Raw genomic sequence first — 20,463 nt, 5'->3', positions numbered from 1 at the left:
GGTTAGATTAGCCGTTAGGTTGAATTCGAAAAAACGAATCACCGATAATTAATTATTAGCACTTAAGTCTTTTCTATTGAATACCCAGATACCTATTGTTGTCAGCCTTACTTCTATACAATCTCGTCTCAATTACGTGAGCAAGGCCATTGAGTCTATTTTAAATCAAGATGTAAAAGCTGATCGTGTATTATTGTGGTTGTCTGAAGAACCACATTTGCTCGATGAAGGTGTGCGAGAAATACCGGAGAGCTTGAAAAGTCTTGAACGCCGAGGGTTGGAAATTCACTGGACCAAAAACACTGGGCCTTACCGAAAGCTGATTCCAACAGCTAAGCTCATGAATCGAGACCATTGCTTAATTGTGACGGCTGATGATGACGTGCTCTACCCAAGTAATTGGCTGCAAGGTTTGATAGGTGAATATCAAAAAAATCAAGATTGTGTTATATGTTATCGAGGGAGAATTATTAGTCACGAGGAGAGTTTGCTTAATAAGATAATAGGTAAAAGGAAACTCAAACCTTACTCAAAATGGACTAGAACACATGAAATAGAGGATATGCGTGAGCTGGGGCCAAGTCTCATGATCTTCCCTACTGGCAAAGACGGCGTGTTGTACCCGAGCCAAAGACTGCACGAAGAGCTTTTTAATAAGTCTATTTATATGAATATGGCACCTACCAATGATGACATTTGGTTTAAAGCTATGACCATGATTACTGATACTAAAGTGAAGTGTATCGAAGGGCATCAAGACTTTTCGGAAATAGAAGAAACTAGAGATGCTACCTTATTCAGGACGGGAGGAAATAGAAAAAATAACGATCGTATGATTTACGAAATTTTTGACCGGTACAACTTGCTACCATGAACCCCACTTTTTTTTATGTATTCCCAAATCGCACACTGTGCCCAACCGAATCCAGTTGACATTACGTGAATAAATGAAATGTGTACATTGTTGCCCAACACAAAGTGATTGAATACTTCGAATACAAAAACTAAGGAAAAGAGAAACCACTTCTTTGAACTGAAATAAGACAATCCCCCAATCAGTGCAAAAATACCTACAGAGCCGCCCATCCAAGCCCGCGCAAATCCATAAGAAACAAAATGTGTGTCTGGCCAATACAGATCTAACACATTAAATAGTGAGCCAAAAAACAGGCCGATTAGCAAGTAGGTAAAAAAATAGATAAACACTGTAGCCTTTGTGCCATGCTGCGCCTCGAATGACTGAACAGGAAATAGGAAACCAAAGATCGTCACAAAGAGGATATGAACGAAGTCGTTGTGAAACCAAGCGGTGGTAAGACCCGTTGCCAGAAAGTGCCAGAAATCGGTTTTGAATTGCCCCATCCACATCATCCATTCACACTGAAGCATCATTTGCCAGGTGCCCTCATTACAATTTCGCCTGGGAGCAAACCCAAGGGTAGCTAGTATGAACCAGATGATCAAGAGATATAGGATGCTGAATTTTCTGCTTATTATCCATTGACTGAGTGAATGGTATCGACCACCAGTAGGTTTAGTCCATGGCCATAGGTATGGCACCCACCTGTTGTTGTATTTGTTGTTCAAGAATTTCAAGGACTTGTTTGATGCCTCAAAACAAAATCATTTATTGGATTGAAAACTATAACAAAGGAAAGCGTAACAAATACTTATTATTAGCCTAATGTAGGAGTAAACATATCCATGAGTCAAACCATTACTTTTGCTGCTTTATTGATAATAACATAGATGAAAAATTTAATACAGCTAATGATAATAGGTATCATGTGTGTCATGACATCTTGTGGGTCTAACCAATCTGAAACCAAAAAGAAAGCAATTTCTGTAGATACAGAAGTAGAGATTGTCCAACCAGTCCGAGAAGGCTATAGTATTGTTTTTTATAAATTGGATGACTTTGCACGGATCTATATAGACGATTCTTTAGTGTATGACACCTCTGAGGTATATGGGATGAATCCCAATAAAGACATTCTTGTAGACCTTAATCCTTTATTGCATGCAGACCTTAGCACACTCAAAGTAGAAGCCCACAATGCCGCTTGCACAGATTGCAACAGCAACAAGTGGCAAATCATTTATGAAATATTTCAAGACGGGGAGAGCATCGACTATGTGTCTAATGATTCCAACGGAGAGGCTGCAGACTTGGGGTTGAAAGCCACCTTGTTGCATCCGCTAGAAGTGCTTTAAATCCTGTTGCCAATGTTGGGACAAGTTGTTTGCATCTAGAAATTTATCCTTCATATTTGCAACTCAACAATTCAAGCATTGGACAAAAACGCACCCATTGGTATATTTGATAGTGGAGTAGGGGGACTTACTGTTGCTCAGGCAGTCAAACGTTTGCTACCAGGAGAAGACATGGTCTATTTTGGTGATAGTGCGCATTTGCCGTATGGAGACAAATCTGCGGCCACCATCCAAGCGTATTCAATTAAGATCACAGACATATTACTCGCAAGAGGGTGCAAGGTGATTCTCATAGCCTGCAATTCTGCCTCAGCTGCTGCATTCGATCTGATCAAAGCCTATGTGGGCAGCAAGGCACACGTCATCAATGTAATAGATCCTGTAGTCGAACATCTCAAGACAAGCGAAACGCATCGTAAAGTAGGACTGATCGGCACCTTACAGACGGTCAACTCCAAGGTGTTTGAATCAAAGATTCAGAGCCAAGGTATTGACGTTGAATTTCATGCATTGGCCACGCCATTGCTGGTGCCGATGATCGAAGAAGGCTTTATCAACAATTCGGTCAGCCACGAGATCATAGCCAATTATCTGAGTGATCCTAAATTGGCAGCTATCGATGCTTTGATTCTGGGTTGCACGCATTACCCCATTATCAAAGAAGACATAAAAGAATTCTACAAAAGCAAGGTAGAATTAGTCGATTCTGCTAATATTGTAGCTCAAAGCTTAAAACAGCAATTAAAGGCCCTGAATTTACTAAGCGACAAAACAAAAGGTAATGATCAATTTCTCGTATCAGATTACACCCCAGCTTTTGAAAAAGCAGCCCGCCTTTTCTTCAACAAGGAAATTCACCTTGAGAAGTACCCTCTCTGGGAGTAATTGTTGTTGTTGTTGCTAACCTGACTCCGTTTTTGAGTCGAATTTTTCTACTCTTCAGACCCCACCGTATGGGCTGGAAATTCCTCAGAGAATACTTAACTTACTTTTTTATTTAATCACTGATGATAGCGTTTTTATTCTATCTCCCCTTCTTGCTGTTTTTTTTGCTCATAGCGGTCTATGCGGAGCGAAAAGTATCTGCTTTTATACAAGACAGATTGGGTCCTATGGTAGTAGGGAAGTATGGTATTCTTCAGGTTTTGGCCGATGGGCTCAAGATGCTTCAGAAAGAAGATATTATTACAAAATCTGCAGATAAGCCACTATTCGTATTAGCCCCTTTGGTTATATTTTTGGCTATTTTCTCAGGATTTGCCGTGCTGCCGCTCACCTCAGATATAGAAGGGTCAGGAGTGGAGACAGGTGTGTACTTTCTGATGGCAGTCGTCTCATTGGATGTCATTGGCATTCTGATGGCTGGCTGGGGGTCGAATAGTAAATTCTCACTTTTTGGAGCACTCAGAGCTGTAGCTCAGATCGTTTCGTATGAGATACCACTGGGGTTGTCCATTCTTTGTGTGGTCATGCTTACTCAGACCTTGAACCTTCAGGAAATGTCCGTACAGCAAGGGCTGCTAGATCCAGAAAATACTTATGGAGGATTTCTCGCCTGGAATGTGTTTAAATACCCCATGCTGTGGGTCGTATTTATCATCTTTTTTATTGCTTCTTTGGCTGAATCCAATCGGACACCTTTCGACCTTCCAGAATCCGAATCCGAACTTATTGGTGGCTTTCATACCGAGTATTCTGGTTTTCGATGGGGAATCATCATGCTAGGCGAATATGGTATGATGCTCTTGGTATCATTAGTGGCTTCCGTTCTTTTTTTTGGAAGTTGGAATACCCCACTGCCAAACATAGGGGCAGTTAAATTAGCCGACTGGACATCGGGTACACACGGAACTTTATGGGCAGATTTTATTGGAATCTTTTGGCTGATATCTAAAGCCATGGTGCTCGTATTTGTACAAATGTGGGTGAGATGGACTTATCCTCGCGTGAGAGTAGATCAGATGATGTCTTTGAGTTGGAAATACTTGACGCCGATCGCTTTGGTGATGGTGTTTGTTTGTGGCATTTGGAAATTGTGGATAGGCTAACTGAAAGAAAGATTTGAAACAATATTTTAAAAATATTATAAAGACGACATCCTCCCTGCTCTATGGGTTGAAGATCACGATGCGTCATATTTGGCAAGCCAGAGAGTCGCGCAAGCCTGTGGGTGTGGAAGACAAAACGTACTTTGATCAGAAGGATGGTATTGTGACTTTACAATATCCATTTGAACAATTGCCAGTGCCGGATACTGGTCGTTATCAATTGCACAATGAAATAGACGACTGCATTGTCTGTGACAAATGTGCTAAAGTGTGCCCAGTCAACTGTATAGACATTGAACCAGTACGTGCCGTGGAGGAAATCGGCAAAACATCCGACGGTACTTCTAAAAGAATATATCCAGCCAAGTTCGATATCGACATGTCAAAATGTTGTTTCTGTGGTCTTTGTACTGTGGTTTGTCCTACGGAGTGTCTCACCATGACCAAGGAATACGATTTTAGTGTATTTGATCTAAAGGAGCATAATTTCGAATTTGGAGAAATGAGCCCAGAATTGATCGCTGAGAAAAAAGCAGAGTTTGAAGCACATGCTGCTGAAAAAGAAAAGACAAAAGCAGCGGCTGCCGCGGCCAAAGCAGCGCCAAGCCAACCTTCTTCTTCGGATGAAGTAGCGGCCAAACCAAAAACGGGAGCGTTCAAACCAAAGGTGAAAATGGTAAAGCCAGCTACAGGTGCCGCTACTACGGACGAGGCAAAACCAGCCAAGCCAGCATTCAAGCCTAAAGTGAAACCTGCAGCGCCAAAAGCTGAAGGCGATACCATTGATGAAAAACCGAAGGCTGCCAAGCCTATATTTAGACCTAAGGTAAAGCCAGCGACTAATGAAGCACCAGTGGATTTGCCAGCGTCGGATGCTACAGAGAAGCCAGAGGCTAGCAAACCAGTCTTTAGACCGAAAGTAAAACCTGCGGCTAAAACAGAGGAATCAGCATTGGAAGCTGCCGATAAACCAAAGGCCGCTAAACCGGTGTTCAGACCCAAAGTAAAGAAGGCATCTGATGAAGAGGCAAAGCCTGATGCGGAGGCCACAGCAGACAAACCGAAAGCTGCCAAGCCAGTTTTCAGGCCAAAGATTAAAAAGAAGGAAGCTGATGAGCAGGATCTGAAACCAGAAGAAGGTACGTCAGAAGTAGTACCCGAGGCGTCAGAGAAGCCAAAGGCTGCCAAACCAGTATTCAGACCCAAGATCAAACCTAAAAAGAAAGACTAAGTGGAAGGAATAGATCTAAATATTGTAGCCTTTTATATTCTAGCAGGGTTCTCAGTGTTTTCAGCGCTAGGGATCTTGTTTGCGAAAAACATTGTGCATGCGGTATTCTTACTTGTACTGGTGTTTTTAGGAATTGCTGGGGTGTTTATCATATCTAATGCTGAATTTGTAGGTGTTACGCAGATCATGATTTATATAGGAGGCGTACTCATTCTGATGATGTTTGGTATCATGCTCACCCACCGGATCGACGGGCAAAGATTGGAGACCCAGAATAGGGGAGTACTGTTGGCCAGTTTGTTGGGACTTGCTCTGCTCGGGATACTCCTGTACCCGATGCAGGAAGGTGGATTTCCTTTACATGATTTTGGTGAGCAGGAAGCTTCTGGGTTTACAGTTACACAGCAGATTGGTATTCACCTGATGACCACAGAGCTAGTGGCACTGGAGATTACGGCAGTTTTACTGTTGATGGCTTTGATAGGCGCGGCTTATATATCTGGTTTAAACCTAAAAAAGAAAAGAGCAAATGATACCGATTGAGCATTATATCATATTTAGTGCAATCCTGTTGGTGATTGGCGTGGTGATCATTTTGGTCAAGCGTAGCGTGATCATGATTCTCGCTGGTGTGGAGCTCGTACTCAATGCCGCCAATATCAACTTGGTAGCTTTCTCACAAAACGACCCCAATCTGACAGGCCAGATGATGACGCTATTTGTGATTGTGGTGGCTGTGGCAGAATCTGCTGTGGCGTTGGCTATCGTGTATCAAATTTTTAGACATCAAGGAGTTTCTGATGTCGATCAACTCAATGAACTCAACGGCTGATGGGAAATAGTTGGTTATATATCATTCTGTTTGCACCACTATTGAGTGCCTTGGTGTCTTATTTTTTGCTTAAAAAATGGGCAGGTCAGGTACTGGTGGTGTTTTCTGCTTTGGTATTGGTAGCGGCAGTAGTGGCTTGGTTTCAACTACCAGCTGGTGCTGGAGTAGACTGGAACTGGATGGATCTAGGGCTTCATACCTTGCAAGTTGGGCTGTATTATGATGCGCTGTCGGGAGTCATGGCGATCGTGGTGGCTATTGTGGCTCTGCTCGTGGCGCTGTTCTCTATCGAGTATATGAAGCATGACGATGCGCAGCCTCGTTATTTTGCCTTGCTAGGGCTTTTTGCCTTTTCTATGTATGGCATTGTACTATCGTCTAATTTGCTGTTGACTTTTATTTTCTGGGAGTTGGTAGGGTTTAGTTCCTATATGCTCATTGGTTTTTGGTTCGAAAAGGCCGCTCCGCCTATCTCTTCCTTCAAGGCTTTCTTGATGAATAAGGTGGGAGATGTGGGTTTTCTGCTTGGCATATTCGTGCTGTATGCTTTTTTCAAAACATTAAATATCCAAGAACTGATCGGCTATGATCCTGTAAATTCGGGGATGCCTACTGGCTTTTTGATTGCCATGGGTATTGGTCTGTTTCTTGCCGCGGTGGGCAAGTCAGCACAGTTTCCACTTCAGACTTGGTTGCCCGATGCCATGACTGGGCCTACGCCAGTTTCGGCACTCATACATGCGGCTACTATGGTGGCTGCTGGCGTGTATTTGATGGTGCGAGTTTTTCCGTTGCTGGCACCAGAGGTGCTGACAGTTATTGGTGTTATAGGAGGAATCACCGCTTTCATGGGTGCTTTTGCCGCTTTCGCGCAAAATGATATTAAGAAAATTTTGGCCTTTTCTACGGTCTCTCAGTTGGGATATATGATTATGGCTATTGGTGCGGGGTTTCCTGTGGCGGCCTTTATTCACCTGACTACACATGCGTTTTTCAAGGCGGGTTTGTTTCTCTGTTCGGGAAGCATTATTCATTATTATCATGAGACTAGGCACGAGACAGGTTTTGACCCGCAGGACATCCGGAATATGGGTGGGCTCAAAAGTGTGTTGCCTATGACTTTTTTGGTCTTTACACTTTGCTTGCTGTCATTGGCTGGGTTGCCCATGTTCTCAGGATTTCTGTCCAAAGAGATGATATTAAATGGTCTGACAGCCGCGAGTCACTTACCTGCTTTTGTGATGGTATTTGGATTTGCGTCGGTCTTTATGACTGCGGCCTACATGGCTCGCTTGTATTTCAAAGTATTCTTCAATAGCGATACGACGACTTCCGAGCCGTATGCAGAAGCGGTAGTAGTCAAAGTGCCTTTGCTCATATTGGCACTGTTGTCTATCGGCTTTGTATTTTCAGCCAATCCATTCGACCCAAGTAGTAGCTGGCTCGTATCGGCTTTGTCTACTTTCAGTAGTGGCCAGGTGGCAGGTCATTCGATTGTGGTGCCTGTGCTGTCTGTCGGATTGGCACTGGCGGGATTAGGATTTTCATACTTGTATATAGAAAAGAGAATGTTTGGAGGCTTAGTAGCTGGTACTAAAACATTGACATATAAGTTGTCTAATCAAAACTTTTTTATTGATGCTTTTTATGATTTAGCGATTGTGAAAGGCTCTAAAACATTGGCGCAAGCCGCCTACTGGTGGGATCAGAAAGTGGTAGATCGTGTGGTCAACCTCGTAGCAGAGCTGCAAGTGGTACTGGCCTATCTGCTCGCTTGGTTCGATCGCAGCATCGTGGATGGTTGTGTGAAATTAGCCACGTGGCTAGCCAATTTTGCAGGGGAGCGTACTCGACACATGCAGGGCGGCAATGTGCAAAATTATTTGGCTTGGGCGGTTTTTGGTGTGCTGCTCATTTTTTACTTTTTTGAATTAATGACTTGATAAATATGGTAATGGATCATTTACTTTCTTGGTTGGTCTTTATTCCGCTCATCGCTGTGGCGGTGATGCTGGCCATTCCGCAGTCAAAGGCTCATTTATACAAATGGGTGGCACTCGTGGCACTCAGTGTAGTGACTGTACTATCCGTAGTTTTGGTCTGTTCATTCGATTCGAAAGTGACGGGCTATGGCGCACAAAGCATGCAGTTTGTACAGCAGCTAGACTGGATTCAGCTCAATTTGGGCTCGTTTGGGAGTTTGCTTATACAATATCACATCGGTGTAGACGGATTGAGCTTGGCGCTTGTGTTGCTGTCTGCCATTGTCCTTTTCATAGGGGTCATTTCTTCATGGAATATTACCAAAAACTTACAGGGCTACTTCATGCTTTACATGGTGCTGAGCACGAGTGTAATAGGCTGTTTTGTGGCGCTAGATTTTTTCTTGTTCTACTTATTTTTCGAGTTTATGCTTTTGCCCATGTACTTCCTGATTGGAATATGGGGCGGCAAGCGAAGAGCATATGCATCAATCAAGTTTTTCATATACACATTAGTGGGTTCTTTACTGATCTTGATGGTGATGATTGGGTTGAGTCTGTCTGTTGTACAAAATCCAGAGTCAAGTGTTCATGTATTTGATATTATGAAAATGATGAATCCAGATAACTTCCTTTCAGGTTCATTGCTTGCGATTGATTTCGACGGACGGTTGATGGGGTTGACTTACCGTGCTTGGGCCTTTATATTGTTGATTATAGGTTTTGCTATCAAGCTTCCTGCAGTGCCTGTGCATACTTGGTTGCCCGATGCTCATGTGGAGGCACCTACGCCTATCTCTGTTGTGCTGGCTGGTATCTTGTTGAAAATTGGAGGTTATGGTTTTTACAGAATAGGTTATACCATCTTCCCTGATGGAGCCATTGAATATGGTTGGTGGATTGGATTAATAGGTGTGGTAGCCATTGTATATGCGGCTTTTGTAGCCATGGCTCAGTCGGATTTAAAAAGATTAATTGCCTACTCCTCTGTTTCTCACATGGGATTTGTGATGCTGGGCATGGCTTCGCTGACCGTGGAGGGAAATGCTGGCGCATTGTTTCAGATGTTTAGCCACGGCATCATATCTGCTTTGTTGTTTTTGATGGCTGGTGTATTGTATGACCGTACAGGCGATCGGATGATCGCTAATTATAGCGGGCTAGCGTCCAAAATGCCTTGGTATTCGGTAGCAGTTATTATTTCATTCTTTGCCGCTCTAGGCTTGCCAGGCTTCTCGGGATTTATCGCAGAGTTTTTAGTCCTGATTGGTGCTTTCGATGGCGCTGTTAATGGTTCGATCGTAGCTACTTTTATGCCGATACTGGGTCTGCTAGGACTGGTGTTGGGAGCTGCCTATTTCCTCTGGACGATCCAGCGCATGTTTTTTGGAAAATTTTGGGTAAGAGACGAGAGCTGGCAGTTGCCAGACCTGACCACGCGAGAATGGATTATGATTGTGCCACTAGTGATCATGGCACTGGTTTTTGGGATCTTTCCGGGCTTGCTATTAGACCTAGCCAACGAGACTGTGATGGGGTTTGTAGATTATGTACATATCCAAGGCAGTCAAAATCTTGAACTTATAAATGCCATTGTACGATGAGGTTAGGTTCGCTGAACGACCAAATACAAACGATCATCAATGATTTTGGTATTCTTTTGCCAGAAGCCACGCTGATCGTAGGGTGCTTTGTGATGATCATACTTCAGTTGATATATGAGGACAAAGGCACGGTAGTGAAAACGGTATTCAGTCTCTTTTTGCTGGGCTTGATCGCCTTGACGGTATCTACTGCTACTGCACCTGGTTCGTATTTTGATGGATTGCTTGTTCAGTCACAAGTCACTGGTTTAGCCAAGCTCTTCTTTATCGTCATCACAGGCTTTGTTTTGCTTTTTCCGAAAGGGGAAAACCTGCTCAAAAGAGGGGAGTATCACTTCCTGATTTTTATGATCTTGTTGGGTGCTATGCTGCTCATAGAGGTTAATAATCTCCTGCTGTTTTACTTGTCGCTCGAACTGGTTTCTATTACTTCGTATCTATTGATCAATTTCAACTTTGATCGAAAAGGCTTTGAAGCGGGAATCAAGTATTTACTATTTGGAGCGATGGCAAGTGGACTGATGCTTTATGGGCTTTCGCTGATCTACGGGCTTACTGGTACATTGGATTTGGCTGGCTTGGGTGCTTTTATTGAGAGCGGCGCATATGCCGGAGCTTGGCTCACTGTTGCCTTGCTTTTGTTTTTTGTGGGCATTTGGTTTAAGCTTTCACTGGCACCGATGCACATCTGGACGCCGGATGCTTATGAAGCTGGACCTACACCAGTGGTGGCTTATATCTCTGTCGTGCCTAAAGTAGCCGTACTTATTTTCTTGGCACAGTTTGTACTCACCACTCAGCTTGAGATACTTGATTTCGATTGGAAAATGATCTTTTCAGGGCTGGCAATCGTGAGTATGCTTGTAGGCAACCTGTCTGCACTCAGCCAGACCAATGCCAAAAGAATGATGGCTTATTCATCTATCGCTCATTCGGGTATGCTCATCATTGGTATCATCGTGGGCAATGATTTTGGGATACAAGCCTTGCTGCTCTATGCCATCGTCTATGCCTTTATGAACATTGGCGCTTTTTACTTGATTGAGCTCTTCGAAAGGCAAGGATTTGTCACGATCAAAGACCTAGCAGGGGTGGGTAGGAAGTCTCCGTGGATGGGGGTATTTGCTGTGGTGATTATGATTGCCCTGGCGGGTCTACCACCTACTGGCGGATTTACAGCCAAATTGGTCATGTTTTCTTCCTTGTGGGAATATTATCAGACCGAAGGCCACACTTATTTGATTTGGTTGTTTGGGCTAGGGTTGCTCAATACTGCCATTGCTTTGTTTTATTATTTGAAAATCCCATATTACCTATGGGTGCATCCCTCGGATGCAGAAAAAGAATTTAAATTTTCCCCAAAAGATGGCACTATTGTAGCTATCGTAGTGTTCCTAGTATTATTATCATTCTTTAAAGCCGACCTATTGCTGAACGTATTAAATCAGTTTAACTTTGCACTTTAATCAGTGATATGAGCGACCCAATTAAACACGAGTGCGGCATTGCCCACCTCCGTTTGAGAAAACCCCTTCAATATTATATTGACAAGTACAACACGCCCCTCTACGGTGCCAACAAGCTTTTGCTCTTGATGAAAAAGATGCAAAACAGGGGGCAGGACGGGGCAGGTATCGCCAATATCAAGCTTGGGCTTGAACCAGGCTACCGATATATCAGTAGATATAGATCTATAGATGCTAATTCCCTCCAAAAGATCTTTGATAAGGTCGGGAAGAAGTTTGGTAAAGCACTCAAGGAGGGTGGTAAAGAAAATTTCAACAATGAAGCTTGGCTCAAAAAAAACTATGGTTTTACAGGCGAAGTGTGGTTGGGGCATCTTAGATATGGTACTCACGGCAAGAATAGCCTCGAAAGCTGTCACCCCTTTCTCAGGCAAAACAATTGGAGAAGTAGAAACCTGGTAGTCGCAGGTAACTTCAACATGACTAACGTAGAAGAGTTATTTGATATACTCATTGGCTTAGGCCAAAACCCAAAAGAAAAAACAGATACAGTGACCGTAATGGAAAAGATCGGTCATTTTCTTGACGAGGAAAATCAAGAAATATTTAATAAACATAAGTTTCAGCTATCTAATCAGGAGATTACTAAAAAGATAGAAGAAGAACTGTCAGTGATTAATATCTTGAAAAAATCGTGTAAAGATTTTGATGGAGGATATGCTATGGCAGGTATGTTGGGACATGGTGCTTCGTTTGTGGCTCGTGACCCTGCGGGCATTCGTCCAGCTTATTATTATGCAGATGAAGAGGTGGTGATTGTGGCCTCAGAAAAGCCTGCGATCAAAACAGCAACCAACTGTGCTTATGAGGAAATCAAGGAAATCACCCCAGGGCATGCTTTGATCATCAATCAAGACGGGTCGTTTAGTGAAGAGCAGTTTATCGAAATGCTACCCAAAAAATCTTGTAGTTTCGAAAGAATCTATTTTTCAAGAAGCTCTGATCCAGATATCTATAGAGAAAGGAAAAAACTGGGCGAATTGCTCGTGCCTAAAGTGTTGAAATCGGTGAATTTCGATTTGAAAAACACCATATTCTCATTTATACCAAACTCTGCCGAGACGGCCTTTTTGGGGCTGATGAGTGGGCTGGATGAATATTTGGTAAAGAAAAGGAAAGAAATCATCATAGATGGCAAGCCACATGCTGGCGATATAGAAGATGTGCTGTCGTTCCGTCCAAGAGTGGAAAAAATGGTAATCAAAGACGCCAAGTTACGGACGTTTATTGCTGATGATTCTTCTCGCGACGAGCTCGTAGCCAATGTCTACGATACCACTTATGAAGTAGTAAATAAAGGCATTGATAACCTAGTGATCATCGACGATTCTATCGTCAGAGGAACAACGCTAGAGAAGAGTATTCTGACTTTGCTGGATAAGTTAGAACCAAAGAAAATCGTGATTGTATCGTCTGCACCACAAATCAGATTTCCTGATTGCTATGGGATAGATATGAGCAAGATGAAGGATTTTGTAGCCTTTAGGGCTGTGTTGGAATTGCTCGAAGAAAACAATAAATCTCATCTGCTTGAAGAGGTATTGGCGAAGTGCGAAGAGTCATTTAATAACCCTACGGCACCGAACCATGTGTTGGAACTGTATCAGCCATTTACGGCAGATCAGGTGTCTGCTAAAATCACGGATATTGTACGACCTAAGGGGATGAAGGCCGATTTAGAAGTGATTTTCCAGTCTGTGGAGAATCTACATAAAGCCTGTCCAGAACACAGAGGTGACTGGTATTTTACAGGCAACTTCCCTACAGTAGGAGGCAACCGGGTGGTGAACAAAGCTTTCGTTAACTTCATGAAAGGTGTGACAGTGAGAGCTTATTAATAGCAGGTTCGCTTAAAAGTATTTTAGAGGCTGCATCAAGTGTCTGGTTCGTAAGAATCTACATTCGATGCAGCCTCTTTTTGTTTGAGCGTTTCAATATGTGTTTCTAGAATTATTTGTTTTTTGGGACTGAATTTTTCCCTTCAGGAGAAACACTCTCAAATGCAACGGTAAAAGTGGTACCTTCTCCTAGTGTAGACTGATAGGTGAGTTGTCCATTGAGTAACGATACATATTTGTGAACGATAGACAGGCCAATGCCATTGGACTTTTCTCCTCCAGTAGCTTTGGCCGACAAGGTTTGAAATTTTTTGAACATCTTTTCTTGATCTGCTTCAGATATACCAGGTCCTTCGTCACGTAAGTGGATCAATAGTTGGTTTTGCTGCACTTCAGAAGTTAGATAGATGTTTTTGTGAAGAGGAGTAAATTTAATAGCATTTGAAAGTAAGTTTTCAAAGACATGATAGACAAATTCATCTAAGCCTAATAAGAAGGTATTTGGGGATAAGCTGCTGTGTATCGTAATGTGTTTGTCGGAAGCTGTAGTTTGAAAGTTGTCAACTATTTTTTGCAGGCATTCTGTCAGGTCTACAGGGCGGTACTCGTCTATGCGCTGCGATTCTATTTTCTCAATGTCCAATATTCTAGTGACCATATCGCTGAGTCTTTGGGATTCGCTCGTAATGTGGTTGAGTAGTTTGCTTTCTTCTGGGTTGAGCTGGGCATCTTGTAGTAATTTGGAGAGGCTGTTGATGTTGTTGATCGGTGCCCTTAGGTCGTGAGACAAGATATGGATGTAGCTATTTTTTTCTTCGTTAATATCTGTCAGCTCTTTATTTCTCAGGCTAAGCAATTCATTTTTTTGCTCAATTGTATCCTTGTGCGCCATGAGCACTTTGTTTGCATTGGATTTGATCTTACTTCTATTGAATAAAAAGAAAGCGGTGAGTAAGGCAAAAGCCACTACGATAATGAGTAGGTTTTTGATTTGTTCCTGACGTTCGGACTCGGCTCTGCTTTGTTCTATTTCTTCATCCATAAACATTTTTTCCTGCATCAAGAGTACCATTTCTTCATCTTGATGATTGGATAGATTTCGTATGAATTCGTTGAATTCCGAACCAAAGTATCGCTGCACACTGCCTTTTTTGATACGTTCAAAGTCTGGGCTTGTTAGGTATTCGTTGAAAGGGATGTCCCAGTCCGAATCTTTGTTGAAAATCACGCCGAGTCCATGTCCTTTCATGGCATAGGCATTGAGCCGCTTAATGGGCAGGTCTTTGTTGAGTGCGAGTAGGTAGCGTGTCAAGTCGCTATACCCAAAAGTCTTCGGGGAATTGATGATCTCATCGATGACTTGTGTGCTCTGCTCTATGTAGCGAATATTAAAATGAGCGCCAGTTTCTCGGATTTTTTTAAGGTTTTGATCATAGGTGGTGCCTAGTACAGAAATGGCAGTATAGTCGTTGTATGGCACGATGAATTCATTTTCGTGTAGGATGCTGGGGTTTGATCGGTGGGTGATGAGCACCTGAAAATCCGGGAAATAGGGTTTGGAAAATTTTACATTTTTCTCTCGGTCGGCAGTCCAAGATATGATATCTAGTCCTATGTCGCCCGCCCTTTCTTCAATTTGTATTTGTTCGAAAATTTCAGAGAGGGTAGACCATTCGATCCAGTGATAATTGATCTCTATGCCATATTGTTTGGATAGGTAGCGTTGAAAACCAACCATCATTTCGTATTCGAGCCCTTCAAGTACACCGTCGGTCGAAAGTAGAAAAGGGGCATTTACTTTGTATTGGATGGCAATGGTTCCTTTTTTTTTCTGCTGGGCTTGCTTCCATGTCAAATCACTAGCCTGACACCATAAAATACTTAGTGTAGCTAGAAGAGTCAGAAGGAGCTTTTTATGTAGAACCATATGGGATGAAACGCGAAGTAGTTAGTCTAACATCGGCCTTTAATTTAACAAAAAGACACGAGACCCAGTCTATATCTTGTTGATCTGATTCATGAGCCAAACCTGTTGTTCACGTCCAATAGGCAATTCGGCTTGATAGATAATGATAGATTCCGTATTTACGGCAGATAGGTGGTTGAGGTTGACGAGGTGCGATTTGTGGCAGCGAAAGAAGCGTTTGTCATTGAGTTTGGTTTCTAATTCTTTGAGCGTAGATCGCATCACAAATTTTTTTTCTTTGGTGAAAATCGTGCAGTAATTGGAATCGGCACTGGCATAGTAGATGTCGTTGTAAGCAACTTTTATGGCCGTATTTTTTTGTCTGATGAAAAGACTGTCGTTGATGGTGAAGTTGCTAAACTCGGAATCGGTATTGTTGTTTTGTTCTTTAGCATAATTGCTTAGAGCGATTTCTACGGCTACTAATATATCATCCTCTTCAAAGGGCTTAACCAAAAAACCATAAGGTTCGCATTCTTTTGCACGGTCTATCGTGGCTCGATCCGTATGTGAAGAAATGAATACAAATGGGATATGAAAATCGCTTCGTATGGTGGAGGCCAAGGTTACGCCATCTTTGGATCCGTCGATTTGAATGTCTATTAGAACAAGGTCAGGCTTGCACTCGGTGAGTTTTTCTAACCCAGCATCGTATGACTTGGCTACGCCTACTACTTCATAATCATTGGATTCCAAAATATCTTTGATATGATGGGCGATAATCAATTCATCTTCTACTATTAAAATTTTAATCATGTCTTCTAAAATAGATTAAGCTGCTCGTTTATCCTTGAACTTTATGGTGAAAAATGTACCAAGAGAGTTATCTATTTTCATAAGGCCATCGATCTGATCTACCAGAATGGTCACCAACTTCATACCCATACTCTGCTTTTGATCGAAGTTTTGAGGGAGTCCTTTACCTGTATCGGCAATGTGTAAAACATACCCATTGTCTTCATGATTCAAACGAATGCTGATTTCCCCTTTTTGTTCAGGCTCGAAAGCATATTTCAAGGCATTGGAAATTAGTTCGTTGATGATTAATCCTAATGGTACGGCTGTGTCAACGTCTAGCATCACTTCATCCGCTTCTATGAGTTGAGATACAGATTTGCTAGGCTTATAGCTTTTGAAAAGAAAACTACTCAGGTCTTCTATGTATTCCTTCATATTGATGCGTGATAGGTTATCTTCACTGTATAGCTTTTGATGAATGAGCGACATTGATTTGATTCGGCTTTGGCCTTCCCTTACGGCTGTTTTGGCTTCGCCATCTTCCATTTGTCGAGACTGCATGCTGAGTAGACTGGAGATGACCTGTAGGTTGTTTTTTACACGGTGGTGGATTTCTTTGAGTAGTGTTTCTCTTTCGCTGTTTTGTTTTTCTATTTCTAGCTTCTGCTGATGGAGTAGTTTATTGCTTTTGGTTTGCCCCACATAGCTAATCGCTAATACCAGACCTATAAATATTGCAAACCCAATTCCAAAGTATAGCTGACTTTGGCGACTCTGCTGAAGGGCAATTGTAGCTTCTCTGGCCTCCAGATTGGCTTCATGTATAGCAATCGTTTGCTCCTTTTTTTCGGATTCGTATAGTGCATTCATTCGATTGACCTGCTCATATTTGTCTTTGTCAAAGATGGCTTCCATAAGAGTCGTGAATTGTTGGTGGTATTTGAAGGCTGCTTTGTAATCTCCCATTTTGTCATATGTTTGAGATAAGTACTTGTAGGCTACTCTTTCCCGATCCAAGAAACCATACTTTTTGGCCAATTCCAGCCCTTCGATACCATATTTGATGGCTTGTCTAGGCCGATCGGTATCCATGTATATATTGGCAATTAAAAGAATGGTGAAAATCTGACTTTTGATGTTTGCTTTTAATTCGGGTATTAGGAGCACTTGTTGGCAGATGTCCAATGCTTCATCGAATCTTTTTAACTCACGCAATGAATTGGCTTGGTTATGCATGGCTCTGCCTTTGTCGTGATACATGCCTAGCGAGTCGAAAAGATCAATTGCTTTTTGATGATAATATACAGCACTATCAAATTGTAGCATACTATTGAATATTCGGCCTTGATTCATAAATGAATGAGCTAGTGCCGACGGATAGGAAGTATGATGGAGGATTTGTTGTACCATCGCCATATACTCTTTGGCTTTGGTATAATCATTTTGCCGCATCACTAGGTCAGCCATGCTGTTGTATGTGGAGGCTACCTGTCCATGTAAGTTCAATGCTTCATATATTTTTATGCCTTGGATAAAAAAATCCATGGCACGGTCAGGTACATCATTGTTTCGGTAGGTTTCGCCTATGCTCACCAGTATGTCGGCCTCTTTTTTTTTGTTTTTTTGTGCGCGATGGTAGTCGAGTGATTTCTGGTAATAAAGGAGGCTAGAGTCATGTGTGCCAATGAGCATATAGGTATAGGCCAATGTTTCATGTATGACGTAAATTTTATCCTCATTTTGTTCTGTTTTCAATTGCTGACGAAGGCTGTCTAGATCATTGAGGTTAGAAGTAGAGAAACTATAGGTAGAGGTAAGGAGAAATAGTAAAACCGTGAAAATATACTGCAACTTGGTCATTGTTAGCTCTAGCTAAAAGAAACAGTAATTTACATGGTTCTTGTTGGAAAAATTAATGAAAACCAAAATATGAGGGCAGGGTCTACCATTCGATCATTACCATGAGATTGGGTGCAAAGCCCAGTGCGTCACGGTCTACAAACTCGGGTGGAGGAGGGTTGCCTCTAAAGGCTTTGTCTACCAGGTTTTTTGGTCGAATACATTGATGATGGATAGGCCAAAGCTAGCAGACCACTTGCGCTCGGGCGTGTGTGGGATCCGATATGAGGCAGACACGTCTAGCGAGTGGACGTTGGGGTAGCGCTCGGGGACATCTACAAAAGGGTCGGGCTGCACAGGAACTCCTGGAGGGAGGTTGGCTTGCGCTTGTTCGTATATGACTTGGGCATAGGCTATTTCAAGAGATTTTGCATTTAGGCCAGAACCGTATTTCCATATGGCAGATAATTTCCAACGGTCTTTGTGATAGGCTGTACCCACATACACTTGGTGGGGTTGGATGTATTTGGATTTATAGGTGGTTTGACTGGTGGTGTCTAGTGTGATTTTCGAATCGCTAAAAGAATAACCTACCCATACAGAGGTATGTTTGTGAAATGCTTTTTTTAGATAGGTGTCCACACCATATAGGAGGTCGTTTGCTGTGAAATAATCACTGACTAGGTTGAACCGCCTGTCTTCATAATAAGTGACATTGTTGGCTGTTTTGTAGTAGGCCTCTACGTCTACTAGCCAATTGTTATTGTTTGCCATGAAACCTGTCATGAATTGCGAGCCAGAAATGCTTTGCACATCGTTGGAGTCAGCCAGCATCCATAGTTCAGTATCGAATCCTCCTGATCCGAGTTCTAGGTTTTTTACTTGACTCATAAACTGATGATACCTGCCTGCAGAGGCTTTTAGACTTAGCCATGGTGTAGCCATATAGTTGGCAGACAGTCTGGGAGAAAAGTAGAAGGCTTGTGTTGGGCTATAGTAATTTCCCCTCAAGCCTATTTGGAGATTTGCTCTAGCCGAATACCACTCTACATTGGCAAAGGGAGAAAGGGTATGTGCGCTTATGGATTTATTGAGGTGAATTAGACTTGTAGTGAAGAAATTTTTGTAGCCCAAATCTGCTTGTTGCCATTTGTAGTCAACACCTATCTGCAAGGTATGATTGGTCTGTGCCACTTTGTCTATTTCTAGTCGTGTATTGTAATCTTTGATCTTATTGATGGCGAAAAAATTGCCTGAAGGGGTAGTCGATAGTGTGGAGTAGGTGAAGTTGCCCAACGTTTGGATCAATGAAGTGTTCCAACGGTTGTTTAGTTTGTATTGCCACTCTGCATTGGCTCCGTAGTTTTCAAAATCTATGTGTTCGTCTTGATTTTGAGCCACACCTTTTACTAGGGTATAAGATAGGTCTGAACGGCTGTAAATTCCAGAAGTGGATATTTTGTGTTTCTCATTTGGTCTAAAGATCAACTTGGCGTGATAATCCTGAAAGACAACATCTACGTCAGAGGTAATGTTGCCATTTTCATCTATGAGCCCTGTGGCAGCAAATACAGACTTGGTAATGGCATTTAGTTTGGGAGATCTTACTGAGGTGGGATACGAATGCCGTGCGCCTATGATCAAACCTACTTTTTTATTGGCTAATGGAGTTTTTCCATATACCATGGCGTATAGTGTATTCATGCCTACACCATATCGCGATTGGTTGTTTACCTCTTCTTCAGAGTTGATAAAAACGGCGCCACCTACTCTTCCACCCATTCTGGGATGATAGCCACTCCTATGTACTTCGACGTTGTCCACTACTTTTTGATTGTATGGAGATATAGTGCCAAAGTAATGCCCTCTGTGATACATGGGAATGTTGTCGAAAAGGATGAGCGATTGGTCGATGGTATTGCCCCGGATGAATAAATTACCTGGTCTGCCATCGGGAGTAGAAATGCCAGGCAATGCTGCTAGACTGGCAAAGATGTCTCCGTCTGTTTCTCCAGGAAGGAGTGGCAGGTCTTTGACTTCGATGGTGATGCTGTGATCGGAAGGATCCATATTGATGCCCTTAGTGATGTAATCTTCGATTAGCACGTCTTCCAGCAAGTACGTTTGGGTCAAAAGTCCTATGGCAAGGGCTCTTTCGTTTATCAATTGGCTAACGGGTATTTTGCGTTTGACATAACCAGGAGCATAGGCGATCAGTGTATCATTGAGCATAGGCTTGTATTTGAACGTTGCTTGGTTATTTTCTGCTTGAAGGGAGCTAGGGTGTCCATTGATCAAAAAGAATAAAGGCAACGGAATGGTCGCACGTGTGAGTGAGTCAATTAATCGGAGCGTGTATGTTTTTTCAACCACCAAAATGGTATAATAATCTTCGCTTATTTTATCAATGTTTAAAGGCAATCCCTCCACTACTTGTGCAATGAATTGGTTGATGTCTTCAGGAATATCTACTTGACGTGAGATAAGAGAGATGATGGCTGGGTCATACGAAAATTTGACTCCTAAACTTTCTTCGTAGTGATGGATGGCAGCTAAAAACGGAGCCTTGGACTGTGCAAATGACAGACTGCTCCCTACACACATGATTAGTGTGGCTAAATATATGTATCGTACCTTCAATTCTT

16 protein-coding genes are annotated in these 20,463 nt (G+C 42.4%); 11 read left to right on the top strand and 5 right to left on the bottom strand.

Annotated elements, in window-relative coordinates; translation table 11 throughout:
• The first annotated feature begins 76 nt into the window (after positions 1-76).
• On the top strand, positions 77-874 hold the full coding sequence (locus N7E81_RS00315) for a glycosyltransferase family A protein (protein WP_263051285.1): 798 nt from the start codon (positions 77-79) through the stop codon (positions 872-874).
• Here the strand turns inward: N7E81_RS00315 and N7E81_RS00310 are convergent.
• Positions 838-1,596, bottom strand: coding sequence for a hypothetical protein (locus N7E81_RS00310; protein ID WP_263051284.1), 759 nt, complete (start codon positions 1,594-1,596; stop codon positions 838-840). The two genes, N7E81_RS00315 and N7E81_RS00310, sit on opposite strands and share 37 nt — an antisense overlap.
• Before the next feature lie 153 nt (positions 1,597-1,749).
• On the opposite strand from N7E81_RS00310, the gene N7E81_RS00305 reads away from it, so the two are divergent.
• From N7E81_RS00305 to N7E81_RS00260, 10 genes are all read left to right on the top strand, one after another.
• Entirely contained in the window at positions 1,750-2,214 is a 465-nt protein-coding gene (locus N7E81_RS00305; protein ID WP_263051283.1) for a hypothetical protein, read from the top strand.
• Positions 2,215-2,292: 78 nt separating this feature from the next.
• Positions 2,293-3,099, top strand: coding sequence for a glutamate racemase (gene murI / locus N7E81_RS00300; protein ID WP_263051282.1), 807 nt, complete (start codon positions 2,293-2,295; stop codon positions 3,097-3,099).
• 122 nt (positions 3,100-3,221) lie between these two features.
• On the top strand, positions 3,222-4,262 hold the full coding sequence (gene nuoH, locus N7E81_RS00295) for an NADH-quinone oxidoreductase subunit NuoH (RefSeq protein ID WP_263051281.1): 1,041 nt from the start codon (positions 3,222-3,224) through the stop codon (positions 4,260-4,262).
• 13 nt (positions 4,263-4,275) lie between these two features.
• A complete protein-coding gene (locus N7E81_RS00290; protein ID WP_263051280.1) occupies positions 4,276-5,493 on the top strand; it encodes a 4Fe-4S binding protein in 1,218 nt (405 codons plus the stop codon).
• The gene (locus N7E81_RS00285; protein WP_263051279.1) at positions 5,494-6,036 is read left to right on the top strand and encodes an NADH-quinone oxidoreductase subunit J family protein; all 543 of its coding nucleotides are present in this window, start codon (positions 5,494-5,496) and stop codon (positions 6,034-6,036) included.
• Entirely contained in the window at positions 6,023-6,325 is a 303-nt protein-coding gene (gene nuoK, locus N7E81_RS00280; protein ID WP_263051278.1) for an NADH-quinone oxidoreductase subunit NuoK, read from the top strand. The genes N7E81_RS00285 and nuoK overlap by 14 nt, the downstream gene beginning before the upstream one ends.
• A complete protein-coding gene (locus N7E81_RS00275; RefSeq protein ID WP_263051277.1) occupies positions 6,325-8,268 on the top strand; it encodes an NADH-quinone oxidoreductase subunit 5 family protein in 1,944 nt (647 codons plus the stop codon). The genes nuoK and N7E81_RS00275 overlap by 1 nt, the downstream gene beginning before the upstream one ends.
• Positions 8,269-8,279: 11 nt before the next feature.
• Complete coding sequence (locus tag N7E81_RS00270; protein WP_263051276.1) at positions 8,280-9,911, top strand: complex I subunit 4 family protein; 1,632 nt, start codon at positions 8,280-8,282, stop codon at positions 9,909-9,911.
• The gene (locus N7E81_RS00265; RefSeq protein ID WP_263051275.1) at positions 9,908-11,377 is read left to right on the top strand and encodes an NADH-quinone oxidoreductase subunit N; all 1,470 of its coding nucleotides are present in this window, start codon (positions 9,908-9,910) and stop codon (positions 11,375-11,377) included. The genes N7E81_RS00270 and N7E81_RS00265 overlap by 4 nt, the downstream gene beginning before the upstream one ends.
• 8 nt (positions 11,378-11,385) lie before the next feature.
• Entirely contained in the window at positions 11,386-13,275 is a 1,890-nt protein-coding gene (locus tag N7E81_RS00260) for an amidophosphoribosyltransferase (protein ID WP_263051274.1), read from the top strand.
• A 112-nt stretch (positions 13,276-13,387) separates the two neighbouring features.
• Here the strand turns inward: N7E81_RS00260 and N7E81_RS00255 are convergent, their stop codons facing one another.
• The 4 genes from N7E81_RS00255 to N7E81_RS00240 all read right to left on the bottom strand — a co-directional run bounded on the left by N7E81_RS00255 (position 13,388) and on the right by N7E81_RS00240 (position 20,422).
• Positions 13,388-15,202 carry an ATP-binding protein gene (locus N7E81_RS00255; RefSeq protein ID WP_263051273.1) on the bottom strand — a complete coding sequence of 605 codons (1,815 nt, stop codon included), beginning with the start codon at positions 15,200-15,202 and terminating at the stop codon, positions 13,388-13,390.
• 69 nt (positions 15,203-15,271) lie between these two features.
• Positions 15,272-15,997 (bottom strand): LytR/AlgR family response regulator transcription factor, encoded by a 726-nt coding sequence (locus N7E81_RS00250; protein WP_263051272.1) that lies wholly within the window; start codon positions 15,995-15,997, stop codon positions 15,272-15,274.
• Positions 15,998-16,012: 15 nt separating this feature from the next.
• Complete coding sequence (locus N7E81_RS00245; RefSeq protein ID WP_263051271.1) at positions 16,013-17,839, bottom strand: tetratricopeptide repeat-containing sensor histidine kinase; 1,827 nt, start codon at positions 17,837-17,839, stop codon at positions 16,013-16,015.
• Between the two features lie 177 nt (positions 17,840-18,016).
• Entirely contained in the window at positions 18,017-20,422 is a 2,406-nt protein-coding gene (locus N7E81_RS00240; protein WP_263051270.1) for a TonB-dependent receptor plug domain-containing protein, read from the bottom strand.
• Positions 20,423-20,463: the final 41 nt, after the last annotated feature.

Source organism: Reichenbachiella carrageenanivorans, assembly GCF_025639805.1.
Taxonomy (GTDB): Bacteria; Bacteroidota; Bacteroidia; order Cytophagales; family Cyclobacteriaceae; genus Reichenbachiella; species Reichenbachiella carrageenanivorans.
The sequence above is the reverse complement of the archived record's forward strand: the minus strand, read 5'-3'. Positions and strand labels throughout refer to the sequence as shown.

Coding starts and splice junctions, on each gene's coding strand:
- N7E81_RS00305 (WP_263051283.1), top strand. CDS start 1,750: ATGAAAAATTTAATACAGCTAATGATAATAGGTATCATGTGTGTCATG.
- nuoH (WP_263051281.1), top strand. CDS start 3,222: ATGATAGCGTTTTTATTCTATCTCCCCTTCTTGCTGTTTTTTTTGCTC.
- nuoK (WP_263051278.1), top strand. CDS start 6,023: ATGATACCGATTGAGCATTATATCATATTTAGTGCAATCCTGTTGGTG.
- N7E81_RS00275 (WP_263051277.1), top strand. CDS start 6,325: ATGGGAAATAGTTGGTTATATATCATTCTGTTTGCACCACTATTGAGT.
- N7E81_RS00270 (WP_263051276.1), top strand. CDS start 8,280: ATGGATCATTTACTTTCTTGGTTGGTCTTTATTCCGCTCATCGCTGTG.
- N7E81_RS00265 (WP_263051275.1), top strand. CDS start 9,908: ATGAGGTTAGGTTCGCTGAACGACCAAATACAAACGATCATCAATGAT.
- N7E81_RS00260 (WP_263051274.1), top strand. CDS start 11,386: ATGAGCGACCCAATTAAACACGAGTGCGGCATTGCCCACCTCCGTTTG.
- N7E81_RS00255 (WP_263051273.1), bottom strand. CDS start 15,202: ATGGTTCTACATAAAAAGCTCCTTCTGACTCTTCTAGCTACACTAAGT.
- N7E81_RS00250 (WP_263051272.1), bottom strand. CDS start 15,997: ATGATTAAAATTTTAATAGTAGAAGATGAATTGATTATCGCCCATCAT.
- N7E81_RS00245 (WP_263051271.1), bottom strand. CDS start 17,839: ATGACCAAGTTGCAGTATATTTTCACGGTTTTACTATTTCTCCTTACC.
- N7E81_RS00240 (WP_263051270.1), bottom strand. CDS start 20,422: ATGTGTGTAGGGAGCAGTCTGTCATTTGCACAGTCCAAGGCTCCGTTT.